Genomic DNA, 15,170 nt, shown 5'->3' on the forward strand with positions numbered 1-15,170 from the left:
TTTCAAGCCCATAGTGAATTTTTTTTCAAATTTCTTTTTCTTGGTTAAGACAGCTGCCAAAAATGAAAAAGTGCATTGGGAAATATTGGGGAGTAACCTCATTAATTGTAAAATAGATCCTCAGGCAAGGGTCTACAAATACCACCTGCTTAGTAATACCGTTATTGGTAAAGGGACCTATGTATCACTAAATGCTCGAATTTACAATACCACCATCGGCAAATTTTGCTCGATTGGGCCCAATTTGGTGTCAGGATGGGGACTTCATCCCATTAACGGGATCTCTACTTCGCCAGCATTTTATTCGGTCAATGGGCAGGCGGGGTTTACCTATTCCAAAGAAACCAAAGTCCAGGAAATCATTCCAGTGACCATCGGGAATGATGTGTTTATTGGAGCGAACGTAACCATTCTGGATGGGGTGACAATAGGCGATGGCGCTGTGATTGGTGCTGGAGCGGTAGTCAGTAAGGATATCCCGCCTTACGCGGTGGCGGTTGGTTGCCCGATAAAAATCATGAAATATCGCTTTGATGAGCAGACGATACAAGGTTTGCTCAAATCCAGGTGGTGGGATGGGGACGAAAAGACTTTAAAGAAAGTAGAGGAATTGTTTTTTGATGTAGAAAAATTCATTAAAATAGCTCCTAAACTAGCTGATAAATAAGAGAATAGCGTGGATTCATCCGGTCAAATAGTGATGTATAGGAAGTTTACGGCGGACCTGGACAAGAAAATGCTCATTTTCTGGACCAGCGTGGCCGTTTACGGTATTGGGTCTGCCTTTACAGCCACCCATGCCACCGGTATGATTAAGGTGATCCAGCTTATCCAGGCGATGGCCATTTTTGGAATCATCTATTCTGCTGGCAGCACCGTGCAGTTTGCTGTAAAAAACTACTTTTTAAGAATCACCTTGGTGATTTATCTGATGTATTCCATTTTTATATTATTGCATGGATACGAATACACCTACGAATTCACCAAACGGTTGTTTTTTTCCAGTTTCATCAAGTATTTCTTTCCACTATTACTGTTAATACCTAAGAATTTAAAGTTTTACTCTCGGATTTTTGATATCATCGTAGTCTATGGGATAGCATTCCTTTTGTTAAACCTTATGTTTATGGATCTGGTGATAGCCCATTACGAAGAAAATGTGGCTCAAAAATTCACCTTCGAAGGATTCTACAAGGATCTGGGCGTTCCGTTATCATTTCTACTCTTCACCTATATTTACCATAGTAAATACAGAAATATGATAGCCTTTGTGGTCCTATTGGCAATTATCGGAATTGCTACCTATAAGGCAAGGAGGGCCATCATGGCTTTATCTGTTACCCATATGTTAATTTTTATGGTTATTTTTTACTTTAAATCCAACTATAAACTGGTCATGAGTGGTGTATTAGTCCTCTTTATTGGCGTTTTGGCAGTTTACGGACCTAAATTCTACCAGGAAAATAAATATACCTATTTTGGCGAATTAAACGAGAGGGGCCTGGAAGACACCCGCACAGGAGTGGAAGTGGCCATGGCCAGGGATTTTGAAGCGGTGGATTGGGTAATAGGAAGGGGAATTAATGGTCGGTATTGGTGTCCTAATATTGACATGAATGATACTTCCGGTTACCGTTACATGATTGAAACCGATTATTTGAATATTATCTTAAAAGGAGGCGTTATTTACCTGGGTCTCATATTGCTGATGGCCATTCCTGCAGCATTTAAGGCTTTTTTCTTTTCCAATAATTTATTATCAAAGGTGGCGGGGATATGGATAGTTCTGTGGATTTTATCTTTGTATCCGTTAAATGTTTTTAATACGGATTTGAATCACATGCTTTTTTGGGTCTGTGTGGGCATTGGGTATTCCAGGGACATGAGAAAAATGTCGGATGAAAATATTAAAGAAGCCATGTCCACATAGCCTTTTCAGTTGTTTATGAAGTATATTTTTATTTATTAATGGCTTACAGATGAAGGATTTTCCTAAAGTTTTAATATTAAACCAACCTTTTAACTCTATTTCGGGAGGAGGGATCACGCTGTCCAATTTATTCAAAGGCTGGCCAAAGGATAAACTGGCAGTATCTTGTTTGGGAAACTTAATTACCGAACAAACCCAACTCGATGCCTGCGATCACTATTATCAGTTGGGGCATAAAGAGCACATCTGGCGATTTCCTCTGAGCCTGTTAAAACGCAAATACCCTTCCGGAAAGGTGAGAATCAGCAAACAGGAAAAGAAGGTAAAGCCGATAAAGAAGTCTGCCCTCCGCGAAAAGTTGTTAAAAGGATATATCAATCCCTTTCTAAAATGGTTAGGGGTATTGAACTGGGCATCTACATTACAACTTTCTCCTGAACTCCGGATATGGTTGGATGAATTCAATCCGGATGTAATTTATGCCCAGGCCCAGCGTAGGGAGGCAGTTATTTTTTGCAGGCTTGTCCAGGAATACCTAAAGAAACCAATGGTTTTTCATATGATGGATGATTGGTTAGAGGTATTACCTGGTGAAGGGATACTAGGAAATTATTGGCATCAGAAAATCGGGGGCGAATTCAAGGAAATGCTAGCGCGATGTGCCCGCCATTTTAGCATAAGCGAGCCAATGGCCAGAGCCTATCAGGAAAGGTATGGGTTTAAATTTTCTACTTTCCACAATCCCATTGAGTTGTCTTTTTGGAATAAAAGCCAGCGAAAAGCCTATGATTTTGGAGATAAAATACAAATTTTATACGCGGGGCGCATGGGCTTGGGGATACAAAGTTCCCTGGAAACCATGGCTAAATGCCTGGATGATCTGAATAAATCAGGAGAAAAACCGTTGGAACTAGTCTTGCAGGTAGGAAAAAAGCCATCTTGGGCGGATGCGTATTCTTGCATTCACCATAGGGGATTTGTTCCCTATGAAGAACTTCCTGACCGGTTTTCCGGCGCAGACTTATTGTTTTTACCCTATGATTTCACGCCTTCTGCTACGGCATTTATAAAATATTCCATGCCTACCAAGGCTTCAGAATACATGATTTCCGGAACGCCAATTCTTATATTTGCACCGGAAGATACCGCACTGGTAACGTATGCACAAGATTACAGATGGGCCAAAGTGGTAACGAAAAATGAAGTGGGGGTATTAAAGGCAGCATTGATGGAATTGATTGATTCGCAGGAAACCAGGAGAAAGGTGGCCACCAAAGCGATTGAAATTGCCGAGCAAAGACACGATGCCCTAAAGGTAAGAGAGGCGTTTAGAAATGAACTTTCAGCATTGGCTACTAATAAGGCCATATCCCTAAATCCATCCTAAACATGGCAGCCATTTTTTTATATCCCAAGATTGATAAAATGAAAGGTTCTCCGAATCCCTATATGTTGCATTTTCAGGAGGCTTTGTCAAAAAATCACCGGGTGGTTAACTCAACCCATCCCAACCGGGGTATTCTAAACTTTTTTCTATTTTTCTTTCAAGCAGAAATATTTATTCTCAACTGGCCCGAAACGATACCGGAGAAGAAACTGGGAGGAGTTCAAACCCTGCTTTTCCGGTTTTTTCTCTGGCTTAGGAGAAAGTTTGGGAAAAGAATAATTTGGGTGTTGCACAACAAAGGATCGCATCATAAGGGGGAAAATCCGACTACCCAGGACATGATTGACAGAATGATGGTACATGCGGATTACATTATTACCCATTCCCAGGCTGGGGCGGATTTTGTTCAATCAGAATACCCTGCTTTTCAAAAGAAGGTGTATGTTATTCCGCACCCGGTGACGGAAAGCCTTGGCAGATACCGTGAAGGGGAAAAAGAATACGACTTTTTGATTTGGGGAAGTATTTTCCCTTATAAAGGGATCGATCGCTTTCTGAGGTTTGTCAGGAGTTCAGAGGAACTCAAATCTGCTAAAGTACTTTTGGTCGGGAGGTGTAAAAATCAGGACTACAAACAAGAAATTCTTGCTATATTGCCTGATAATGCAGTGTTTAAGGATGAATTGCTCAGTTTGGAAGAAATAGCAGGCTACGTGGCCCAATCCCGGTTTACCTTATTTACCTACAATTCTAAAACCGTTCTGAGTTCAGGATCTTTGATAGACGCTATTCGGATGGGGGCAGTAGTCATCGGACCAGACCATGGTTCTTTTCGGGATATGAAACATTGGTCTTTTTTGCAAACTTACCGGGAATTTGATGAACTACCTGGAATGATTGCTGGATATAGCCCCGATGCTAAAGAAATTGAGGCAGATCGAAAAGTTTTTATGGAGGAAAATACCTGGGGGAACTTTGTTAGAAAAATAGAAGCAATTACAGGCATATAACGTATTATTTTAAATTTATTCTTTTAAGGCAATGAAACAAGTGATTCAAAATTTTAAGACTGGACAGCTATACGTGGATGAAGTGCCGGTCCCCGCACTTTCAGAGGGCATGGTATTGGTAGAGAACGAATTTTCACTGATTAGTGCCGGTACAGAACGAAGTACCGTAAAAGTAGCCCAGGCCAATTTACTCGGAAAGGCAAAACAAAGGCCGGATTTGGTATCTCAGGTTATTCAAAATATACAAAAAGAAGGATTGTCTGCTACCATTAGTAAGGTAAGGACCAAACTGGATTCGTTAAAGGCACTGGGCTATAGTACCTCGGGCAAGGTCATCGCATCCATGGACAGCAATGGGGTATTTAAGCCGGGGGATCGGGTTGCCTGCGCGGGTGCGGACTATGCTTCTCATTCGGAGGTGATTTCTGTACCTCAAAATTTGGTGGTGAAAATCCCGGAATCCGTAAGCTCGGACGAGGCTGCTTTTACCACATTGGGTTCTATTGCATTGCAGGGAGTAAGACAGGCTGAGCCACGTCTGGGAGAAAAGGTGTGTGTGATCGGCTTGGGCTTATTAGGCCAGATTACCGTACAGCTTTTGAAAGCCAATGGCTGCGGTGTTTTTGGGATTGATATGTCCGAGCAATTGATAGAACTGGCAAAAAAATCCGGTGCCAACCAGGCTATTAACCGAAACGATTCTAACTTGATTGCCGCTTGTGAAAATTTCACCAATGGCAGGGGCTTCGATTCAATCATCATTACGGCTGCTACTCCAACCAACGATCCGATTGTACTATCCACGGAAATTGCCCGTAAAAAAGGAAAAATCATCGTAGTGGGAGCGGTAAAAATGGATATTCCCAGGGAACCCTTCTTTTATAAAAATGAGCTTGAGCTGAAGATCTCCTGCTCTTACGGACCTGGTAGGTATGACGTGGACTACGAAGAGTTAGGTAAGGATTATCCCTATGCCTACGTGCGCTGGACGGAACAGCGAAATATGGAGGCATTTCTTGATTTAATCGCCGAAAGAGCCATTGACATCAAACCGCTTATTACTCATTTGTTTGACATCGATGAGGCAGAAAAGGCCTACGATATTGTCATGGGTAAAGTAAAAGAACCCCATATTGGAATCTTGCTTAAGTACAAAAGCTCAGTAAATAAACTTCAGTCGAAAACCGAAGTAAATCAGGGGCCCATAAATGCCATCAATACAGGGTTTATCGGGGCAGGCAGTTTTGCGCAAAGTTATTTGATACCAAATGCAAAATCCTGGGGGGCTTCCCTGGATGGTGTGGTAACCTCCAAAGGAATTACCTCGAAAAGCGTGTTGGATAAGTTTAAGTTTAACTTTTGCTCCTCTAATACCAAAGATGTTTTGGAAAATGGGCAAATCAACACCTTATTTATCGCCACGCCACACGTTTCTCATGCTTCTTTTGTCATTGATGGTTTGAAAGCAGGCAAAAACGTATTTGTGGAAAAACCGCTTGCCATGAATATGGAGCAGCTTAAGGAGGTCGTACATACCCAGAAGAGCTCGGATAAGTCGCTCATGGTCGGCTTCAACCGCCGGTTTGCCCCAGTGGCAGAAGAGATAAAAAAGGAATTTACAAACCTTGGAGAACCTCTGGTAGTAACCATCCGGGTAAATGCTGGCTTTATTCCCAAGGACCACTGGTCACAGATACCTGAGATTGGAGGAGGTCGAATAATTGGTGAGGTGTGTCATTTTATTGACCTGATGCAATATTTCACAGATGCTGTTCCTGTAAAAGTATATGCAGAAGCGATCAATACAAATAATGATAAATTGACTTCTGCCGACAACCTGGCCATAAGTATTAAATTTAGCAATGGTTCGGTGGGAAATTTAACCTACCTCGCGAATGGTGACAAATCGCTTCCGAAGGAAAACATTGAAGTTTTCGGAGGAGGTAAAATTGGTATTATTCACGACTTTAGAAGTGGCAGTATCCATAAAGACAACAAACAGGTCAAATTGAAGTCCGCAGGAAAAGGACATAAAGAGGAAGTGTACCGTTTTCTGGATCAGGTAAAAGAAGGAAAAGGAAGCCCCATTTCGTTTGAGTCAATTTGCCTGACTACCTTGACAACGTTCAAAATTCTGGATAGCCTTTCTACGGGTTTACCACAGAACATAGCGCTTGAGGAGGTAATGGCTTAAATCGGTTAGGGGCATTCATCATAGTCTTACTTTATCGTGGGAAAAATACTAGACAAGGCGTTAAAATACATTAAGTATTTGACCCCTCTCGAATTAAAAAATTTTTTTCGAAAGGCCAGGAGAAGGTATAGGAGAAGTTTCACCCTTTCCAGGGAAGAGCGGGCTCCATTGGAGCTGGAGGAATTTGAGCGCATTTTAACGGAGGGTTTAGGTGTTAAGGAAGGAGATACCCTCATTGTCCATTCTAGTTTTGGAAATATGAATGCTGCTTTCTCCCCGCAGGATACCGTTGAGTTATTGAAAAAATTGGTAGGGAATTCGGGCAATTTGTTAATGCCCTTTTATCCTACCGGTCATGCCTATTACTGGATTCAGGAGGATAATGTGTTCGACGTACATACCTCCCGATCTTATATGGGGGTATTGACTCAGGTTTTTAAGGAATCCGACGGTGTCCTGCTCAGTCCACATCCCGTGAAAGCTTTAAGTGCCTGGGGAAAGGACAGGGACTGGTTGATTGAGGAGCACCACCTTTCGGAATATCCGTATGATGAAAAGAGTCCCTATTACAAAACCAGGCAATTGCCAGGAAGCAAAACCCTGGGTTTGGGCGTAGAGATCAATTCTTTTTTTCATTCCTGTGAAGATTTGTTTCTGAAGGATAAATTGGAAATTTATTCGGATAAGCGATTCGTAGGAAAGATGAACTACTACGGCAAGATGATGGAAGTAGCGACTTATTTACACCAACCGGATAAGGTAAATTCGATCATATCCTCCTGTGGATTTTTAAAAGAAACGGGCTGTTCGGACTATATTTCGGTAGAAAGAAAGGGAGCCGTGTTTTATACCGTCAGTAATGAGGCGGTTTATTTTCACGTCAAAAAATGGTTGAAAGAAGGCATGTCGCGAACAGTTTATTCCCAAAAAAAACAGTAGTAGAAGAAAATGGAATTTGTAATCTATACCAATACCGTTTGGGATAGCCCGCCCCGGTCGAGGCATCAATTGGCACAGGCTCTTTCAGAAAATCACAAGGTGACTTTTGTCTCCTCAAATTTGAAAGGAAAACCGGGATTAACCATTAAAAGGTTGAACGATAACTTTGACCTGATTTTGCCATCCTTTCCGGTAAGCCGTAGGATCAGGTACCGCATGCCGTTTGTGAACGAAGGATACCAGATGTGGTTGTTCCCGAAACTGAGAAAGCACTTCGAAGGGCGGGAGGTGATTTTGATTTGTTCCGATTTTGGGGCACATCTGATAGGGAGCTATTTTAAGAAATTCATCTACTTTGCCAGTGATGATTATATTAACAATGTGCAGGTACCCGCAGCGGTAAAAGCATATACCCGTTTTACGCAGGACAGATTGTTGAAGACGGCTACTTTCACGATTGCAACGGCAAAGAAACTGGTGGATGATTTCCGACTGGTAAATCCGAAATCGTATGAACTTCCTTTAGGGGCACCTGATTTTTCCAAAAGTAAAGCCGATGAAATCCGTAAACGAAAACCCGATGGTAGGTTGAAAGTGGTATTGCTTGGTTTTATTGATAAGAAAAAGACACCGGTGGATTTGATGAACGCCATTTTGAAGATTGAAAATGTCGAACTTCACCTGATTGGTCCCATAGCTGATGATTTTCTGGATTACCTACGGCCTTCGGAAAAAGTTATTTCACATGGGGTCATGACCGGAGATCCATTGGGTCGAGAGTTGGAGCGAATGGATGTGGCGATTGCGCCTTACTACCTGGAAGATCCCAACAGCGGAAGAACGCCGAACAAAATGTGGCAATATCTGGCAAGCGGCCTTCCGGCAGTTATAACCAATTTGCCAAATGTGAGGCATTGGGAATTTCCTTCCGGGACGGTTTATAAAGCGAATGATGATCAAGAATTTGTAAACCAGATCGCGCAGGCATACAACGAGAATACAGACAGTCTGGTCAGGGAACGCATAGCGATCGCCTCCAGAAATTCCTGGCATTCAAGAGCCACCCAGCTTATGGGTTACATTAAAGATGATTTTTAAGATGAAAAACAACGAGCATACCCTTTCCCCTTTGATTCTTACACTAGATTATGAATTATATGGCGATGGTTCGGGAAGTGTATTCGATACCATGATTGAGCCTACCCATGAATATTTGAAAGTTTGTAAGCATCATGGGATCAAGACCACTATCTTTTTTGAAGTAATGGAGTACTTGCGCATGAAAGAAGAATGGCATTCGGGTAATGCAATGGGATATAAAAATAATCCCGTTAAGGCCATTGAAGATCAGCTGAAGCAAGCGTATTTGGAAGGCCATGATATACAGTTGCACATACACCCCCATTGGGTAAATGCAAGCTTTAAAAATGGAAAGTGGTACCCGGATAATCGGTACTGGAAGCTCACCCGGGTTCCATTAACGCCGGATGAAAATTTCCCAATTAGTCTGGAAGATTTGTTGGTCAAAGGGAAAAAGGGCATTGAAGAACTGATTCAGCAAGTAGATCCCGCTTACGAGTGTACGATATTCAGGGCGGGAGGCTTTAGTATTACGCCATCGGAGGAGATCGTCAAGGTATTACGTAAATTAGGGTTTGTGGCAGACTCTTCAGTCATTCCGGGAGCATTTATTGACAACGAATATTACCGGTATGATTTCAGTCACCTGAGTCGGGAAAGGCCTTACTGGATGGTGAAAACTTCGGTTGAAAAGCCCGAAGACGGGGAGGAGGGACTGATTGAAATACCGATTTTCTCTCAATCAATGACAAGATTTAGAAAATACGATAGCCAACGGATCCGGATCGCTCTGAAAAACAAACGCTCGAACCTGGATAAGATTAAAGATAAGGTAGAGGGAAGAAGTTCTGTTTTGGGGAAGATCAAATTTTTCCTTGAGAAAGAGCACCTTACCTGGGATTTTTGTCTTTTCTCCAAAGGCAAATTACAGAGGTACTTGAAAGATGCCAGAGGCATTGCCGCAAAGGGTTCTTACGACTTTCATCCCTTTGTATTGATTGGACACTCTAAAGAATTTATTCATTCCGAAACCTTTGAAGCCTTTCTTCGGGCCAATAAGGGGAGGTTGTCTTTTCTCACCTTAAAGGAGGCCGTCTCCAGGATAAAAAATGAATTGAAAACCAAAAAAACAGCGTGACAAATGGCATCAGCTAAGATATCGTCTACTGAATCTATGCGGTTCTATAATTCTTTTTCAAAATTGGAGGCTTTCTGTGAGAAAGAAGCGTTTAAAGGATACGACCCCTATGATAGCCTGAATAGTCGGTTATTTCAGAAAATACCAGTCCTTTCCAAGTCCAGGATCGTAAAACTTGCCTGGACCCAATTTTTCAAGCGGGCACCACTAAACCTCAGATCGTTGGTAGGCGTGCCCAAGGAATATAATCCCAAGGCCCTGGGACTTTTTCTTTCCTCCTATTGTAATTTGTATTCGATCGAGCCCAAAAGAGAGTGGTTGGAAAAGATACATTTTTTTGGAGATAAAATTTTGGAAACCCAAAGTAAGGGCTGGAGTGGTAGTTGCTGGGGGTATAATTTTGATTGGCAAGCCAGGGCTTTCTTTCAGCCAAAATACACGCCAACGGTAGTGGCTACTACCTTCGTTACCTGCTCATTGCTAGATGCCTATGAGCTTACTAAAAAGCAAGCCTATTTTGATGCGGCCAGAAGTGCCTGCGATTTTGTTTTAAAAGATCTTTACAGGACTTATGATGAGAAGGGGACTTTTTCCTTTTCGTACTCTCCTTTAGATAAGAGTGTGGTTTTCAACGCTTCCTTATTGGGAGCCAGGTTGTTAAGTCGGGTTTATGGGTATACAAAGGAGGAGAACCTTTATCAGGAAGCGAGAAAAGCGGTTATCTTCGCCTGTGATTATCAGCAGGAAAACGGAGCCTGGAGTTACGGTACCCTGCCCTTTCACCAGTGGATAGATAATTTTCATACTGGGTATAATCTGGAATGTTTGTCGGATTTTGCCAGGTATACGGGAGATCATGAATTTGATGCATACTTAAAAAAAGGGCTTGGATATTATCTGGAAACTTTTTTTACGGAAGAGGGAATCGCTAAATATTACAACAACAGTATTTATCCGGTAGATATCCACGCTCCGACGCAGTTAGTCATCACTTTGGATAAGTTGGGGGTGTTTCAAGAAAACAAAGACATGGCAGAAAAAGTGATGGGATGGACGATTAAGAACATGCAGTCGCCAAAAGGATACTTTTTTTACCAAATAAATAAGTATTTTACGTCGAGAATTCCCTATATGCGATGGGCACAGGCATGGATGTTTCTTTCGTTTACGGTGTTGTTCAGAAACGAACCCGCCTTGTATCGGGAGCACCTGTCAAAAGGAGATGAAAATTCAGGGCACTAATACATGGGTACCCCTGAAAAGAATGGAATATTTTTTGGTACACGAAACAGCAATTAAAAAAACCACTAAGTTATACCTATGGAAAATGTAAAAAGAATTCAAATTTGTAATGTACCTGTCGACTCCCTTACTATGGATCAGACGGTTGAACTGATTGATCAGAGCATTCAGAAGAAAGAAAGTTTACACCATGTGGTAGTGAATGCTGCCAAATTGGTAAATGCTCAGAAGGATCCCGAATTAAGGGATTCGATTGTGGACTGCGACATTATTAATGCGGATGGTCAGTCCATCGTTTGGGCAGCGAGATTCTTGAATCAATACTTGCCTGAAAGGGTAGCGGGAATCGACCTCATGGAAAACCTGGTTGCCCTGGCACATAAGAAAAAATACAAGGTGTTTTTTCTGGGAGCCAAGGAAGAGGTAGTTGCGAAGGTAGTTGCTATTTACAAGGAGAAGTATGGTGAAAACATAATTGCCGGCTTCAGAAATGGGTATTTCGGGAAGGACGAAGAGCTCGAAATCGCCCGGCAGATAAGAGATTCTCATGCCGATATGTTATTTGTGGCCATAAGTTCTCCTAAAAAAGAAATTTTCCTGAATAAGTACAAAAATGAGATGAAAGTACCCTTTATAATGGGAGTGGGGGGAAGTTTTGATGTAGTATCAGGAAAGATAAAAAGAGCACCACTCTGGATGCAGGAAATCTGCCTGGAATGGTTTTACAGAACCATGCAGGAACCTGGAAGAATGTGGAAAAGATATTTAACAACCAATATTGCCTTTGTAAAGTTACTATTTCAAGAGAGAATGAAACTTAATCGAAAATCTAGCTAGCATGTCTTGGGAGCAATTTTTTTTATTTAACAATAGAATGAAACCAAGATTGATGCTGGTAAACAATTATTCCATGGAGAATGCTTACGATCTGTGGAAAAAGGGGACTAGTGGCAGCCATCATGTTTGGGGAAAGGTGGAGCTCGAAAGAAGGGGGTCTGTGGCAGTTTCTATTTTTACCCATGAGAAATATCCTATTCTCAATAAACTGGGAAATTTTATCGGTGTTAAGCATTTGGACCAGCAGGTACGGCTCTTGGCGCATGCGGCAGACTACGATATTCTGTATGCTCCTTATTCCCTGTCCAACACAAAGTTCCTTATACTCCTGAAATTTTTGGGACTTTATCGAAAGCCAATTTTGATAACCGTGCACCAACCCTTTTTAGGGATGAATTCGCCTTACTCTTTGGTAAGATGGGTGACAAAAAAAATATTGCTTCGGTACGATGGTATCCTGTTCTTGAGCGAAAAACTGATGGAAAATACCTTAAGGACCTTGAAAATATCGGATCCTGAAAACCTAAAAAAGATAGATGCTGCTCAATGGGGTCCTGACACCGAATTTTATGGGAAAATTAATAACCACGAACAGCCTCAAACGGGTTATTTTATCAGTGCAGGTCATACGGCCCGGGATTACGAGACATTGATTGAGGCTTTTCGTAAACTGGATTACCCGTTAAAAATATTTTGCACCCCCAAGAGCCTCCCCAATACGGCGGATATTCCGCCTAACGTGAGCATTAATTCGGAATTTATTCCTTATTTTGAATTGTTGAATTACTACAAAGATTCGCGAGCTATTCTTATTCCGCTCAAATACCCGGAGCGGCTGGAAGGCTGCCAGGGAATGACCAGCCTACAGGATGTGGTTGCCCTGGGAAAACCAACCATAATAACTAAAAATCCTTCCATTAATTTAGATGCCGAAAAAGAAGGGTTTGGCATTACTGTTGACAAGGGTGATGTAGATGGTTGGGTAGCCGCTGTGAATATACTGGCAAAAGACACGGAGATTTCCCAAAAGATGGGCAAGCAGGCACTGAGGGTTTATGGCGAAAAATTCAATTCTGAACTATTCGCAGATAAGTTAGAGAAGGCAGTTATGAGGATTTGCGATACTTACAAAATTGGCTGGAAATAACCTTGATTTCTTTATTACCTATATTGGTGTACTAGTTTTAAAAGGAAATTTATGAGATTGTTTGGACTGACAAACGTTTTTTACGAGGAGAAATCCGATTATAAGTTTGAACAACTGAATGAATCATTGTTTATAGAAAGAATAATTGGAGAATTAAAAGACGCTTTGGGTAAGCGATTCACGGAATTCGAATTTTTTATCTACTCCAATCATAGAGTAAATAAAAAAAACCCGGGCTCCAAAAAGGATAGTATGCCCCCAAGTGCTAATTTAGCCTCTGATAAGAAGAAAATATTGCTTTATTTTTCGGACGAAGGAGGCTTGGATCCAAGTTTTTACGCCGACAAGTATTTTGCTATTTTTAAGGCCTACATAGGCACCCGGTTTCAGGCGCGTAATGTTTTCCCCCTCGCTCTAGGGTACGTTAATAGTGTTCCTGAATTCCCGGATAAGAAAATAAAAGAAAGAAAATACAATGTCTTTTTCAGGGGAAATCTCAACATGAATCGGATAAATTTTTATCGTACCTTTTCCAGTTTGGGATTTTTGTTGCCTCCGGAAAAATGGCTTACCCATGAATATTACCGTAAATTTTTGATCAAGCTGAAAAGTGATTTCAGCAAATTTTTCAGTGATTCCATTATTATTTTTAATAGTGGATTTAAGGCAGGATTTTCTCCTGAAAAATACGGTCAGGTGTTGGCTGATTCCAAAATTGTCTTATGCCCCAAAGGGTATTTTATGACAGAGTGTTTCCGGCATTTTGAAGCCATGAGAGCTGGCTGTATCATTATTTCCGAACCGCTGCCCCCGACTCCTTTTTATCAGGAATCGCCTATTATTCAAATCGAAAATTGGGAAACCGGCTTGAGAATTACCAAAGAGCTTCTTCAGGATGAACGCCAATTGGAAGCTATTCATCAGCAAACCCGGCAGTGGTGGGTGGAAAAGTGTTCCGAAAAGGCAACGGCAAACTACATTATGAATAACATTGAAAAACTGGAAGCGTATTAGAAATCTATTTTTATTATGAATAATAAAATTAAAGTACTTTTAATAAACTCTTACTCCTTCGAAAAGATCCACCAAAATTTTTTAAACGGAATAAATCCCAGCCATTACCTAATGGGGAAAATTGAACTCGAAAAATCGGGTGACTTTCAAGTAGACATCCATGTAAACCAAAAATACAAGTGGCTGGATATGATTGGTAAGGTAATCAAAATACCTTTTTTGGACCAACAGGTTAGGGCTTTGTTTATGCTCCGTCGTTATGATCTGATTTACATGCCCTACCCCCTGTCTACCAGTAGGCTGTTGGCCATGCTAAAAATGATTGGAATTGTAAAAACCCCCATGGTGGGACTGGCCCACCAGAATTTTATTTATTACAAGAAAACGGGAGCGTTTCTCAATAAATTTGGCATAAAACGTCTCAGGCAGTTTGATGCCTTCGCCTTTTTTTCCACGAAGCTCATGGAAAAAACCGGAAGGGACCTGGAGTTTACTTCTGAGGAAATGCAGGATAGGTGCTTTCCGGTTCGCTGGGGAGCAGACCTTTCCTTTTACGAAAACGTGAAAGAATTGAAAACGTCGGACTATGTACCTTACGCGGTCTGTGCGGGCACAGCAGATCGCGATTACGATATGTTGATCAAGGCCTTTGAAAATATTCCCCTATGTTTGAAAATCTATTGTACGCCCAACACCATTCCAAATGCCGATCGCTTACCGCCAAACGTAATTGTCGATACTACCTGGGTACCTTATGATCAACTTTTACAAGCGTATGCAAACGCTGAATTTATCATCATTCCTCTAAAAGAAGAAATAAAAAACAAAGGAAATACCTACGGATTGACGGTGTTGTTAGATGCCCTAGCCGTAGGGAAGCCGGTGTTGATGACTCATCATTCCTTTCTTGACATAGACCTGGAAGAAGAGAAAATAGGGCTATGGGTGAAAGAAAACACCAGTTTGGGTTGGGAGTCGAAACTGAAGCAGATGATTAGCCCTGAAACGGATCTGTCCCAAATGGGAAAAACGGCCAAAAACCTACACATTGAAAAATATAATATTGATTATTTCGCTCAACAAATGGCGAGTCTCTTTAAAACGGTTCTCTATAGAAAGAAGGCTAATTCCTAAGCTTGATAATGGCCCCCTTCACTTGATTGACGATAAAATCATTACCTTTTTGAGAGATCCAAAAACTGCCTGTATTTTAACCGGCTGGTAATTTTTTCAGCAAGCTTCGCTCTTTTTA

13 protein-coding genes are annotated in these 15,170 nt (G+C 41.5%); all 13 read left to right on the forward strand.

Going from position 1 to position 15,170, the window contains the following annotated elements:
• Positions 1 to 40: 40 nt before the first annotated feature.
• The 13 genes from GJS45_RS12180 (at position 41) to GJS45_RS12240 (ending at position 15,052) form a co-directional block, all read left to right on the forward strand.
• Positions 41 to 667: a CatB-related O-acetyltransferase gene (locus GJS45_RS12180; protein WP_235954730.1), complete on the forward strand. Its 627-nt coding sequence runs from the start codon at positions 41 to 43 to the stop codon at positions 665 to 667.
• Positions 668 to 676: 9 nt separating this feature from the next.
• Positions 677 to 1,930: a hypothetical protein gene (locus GJS45_RS12185; RefSeq protein ID WP_235954731.1), complete on the forward strand. Its 1,254-nt coding sequence runs from the start codon at positions 677 to 679 to the stop codon at positions 1,928 to 1,930.
• Positions 1,931 to 1,979: 49 nt separating this feature from the next.
• Positions 1,980 to 3,317, forward strand: coding sequence for a glycosyltransferase family protein (locus GJS45_RS12190; protein WP_162342122.1), 1,338 nt, complete (start codon positions 1,980 to 1,982; stop codon positions 3,315 to 3,317).
• A gap of 2 nt (positions 3,318 to 3,319) precedes the next feature.
• Positions 3,320 to 4,327: a glycosyltransferase family protein gene (locus GJS45_RS12195; protein WP_162342123.1), complete on the forward strand. Its 1,008-nt coding sequence runs from the start codon at positions 3,320 to 3,322 to the stop codon at positions 4,325 to 4,327.
• Positions 4,328 to 4,358: 31 nt separating this feature from the next.
• Positions 4,359 to 6,521 carry a bi-domain-containing oxidoreductase gene (locus GJS45_RS12200; protein WP_162342124.1) on the forward strand — a complete coding sequence of 721 codons (2,163 nt, stop codon included), beginning with the start codon at positions 4,359 to 4,361 and terminating at the stop codon, positions 6,519 to 6,521.
• Positions 6,522 to 6,557: 36 nt separating this feature from the next.
• The gene (locus GJS45_RS12205) at positions 6,558 to 7,460 is read left to right on the forward strand and encodes an AAC(3) family N-acetyltransferase (RefSeq protein WP_162342125.1); all 903 of its coding nucleotides are present in this window, start codon (positions 6,558 to 6,560) and stop codon (positions 7,458 to 7,460) included.
• A 9-nt stretch (positions 7,461 to 7,469) separates the two neighbouring features.
• The gene (locus GJS45_RS12210; protein WP_162342126.1) at positions 7,470 to 8,558 is read left to right on the forward strand and encodes a glycosyltransferase; all 1,089 of its coding nucleotides are present in this window, start codon (positions 7,470 to 7,472) and stop codon (positions 8,556 to 8,558) included.
• Position 8,559: 1 nt separating this feature from the next.
• Positions 8,560 to 9,678 carry a polysaccharide deacetylase family protein gene (locus GJS45_RS12215; RefSeq protein WP_162342127.1) on the forward strand — a complete coding sequence of 373 codons (1,119 nt, stop codon included), beginning with the start codon at positions 8,560 to 8,562 and terminating at the stop codon, positions 9,676 to 9,678.
• A 3-nt stretch (positions 9,679 to 9,681) separates the two neighbouring features.
• Positions 9,682 to 10,920 (forward strand): delta-aminolevulinic acid dehydratase, encoded by a 1,239-nt coding sequence (locus tag GJS45_RS12220; RefSeq protein WP_202928076.1) that lies wholly within the window; start codon positions 9,682 to 9,684, stop codon positions 10,918 to 10,920.
• A 78-nt stretch (positions 10,921 to 10,998) separates the two neighbouring features.
• Positions 10,999 to 11,757, forward strand: coding sequence for a WecB/TagA/CpsF family glycosyltransferase (locus GJS45_RS12225; protein WP_162342128.1), 759 nt, complete (start codon positions 10,999 to 11,001; stop codon positions 11,755 to 11,757).
• A 37-nt stretch (positions 11,758 to 11,794) separates the two neighbouring features.
• Positions 11,795 to 12,904, forward strand: a complete 1,110-nt coding sequence (locus GJS45_RS12230; protein ID WP_162342129.1) for a glycosyltransferase family protein — start codon at positions 11,795 to 11,797, stop codon at positions 12,902 to 12,904.
• Between the two features lie 51 nt (positions 12,905 to 12,955).
• Entirely contained in the window at positions 12,956 to 13,918 is a 963-nt protein-coding gene (locus GJS45_RS12235) for an exostosin family protein (protein ID WP_162342130.1), read from the forward strand.
• Positions 13,919 to 14,029: 111 nt separating this feature from the next.
• Positions 14,030 to 15,052 carry a glycosyltransferase gene (locus GJS45_RS12240; protein WP_235954732.1) on the forward strand — a complete coding sequence of 341 codons (1,023 nt, stop codon included), beginning with the start codon at positions 14,030 to 14,032 and terminating at the stop codon, positions 15,050 to 15,052.
• Positions 15,053 to 15,170 lie beyond the last annotated feature (118 nt).

Origin of the sequence: Cyclobacterium salsum, assembly GCF_010119245.1 — a bacterium.
Taxonomy (GTDB): Bacteria; Bacteroidota; Bacteroidia; order Cytophagales; family Cyclobacteriaceae; genus Cyclobacterium; species Cyclobacterium salsum.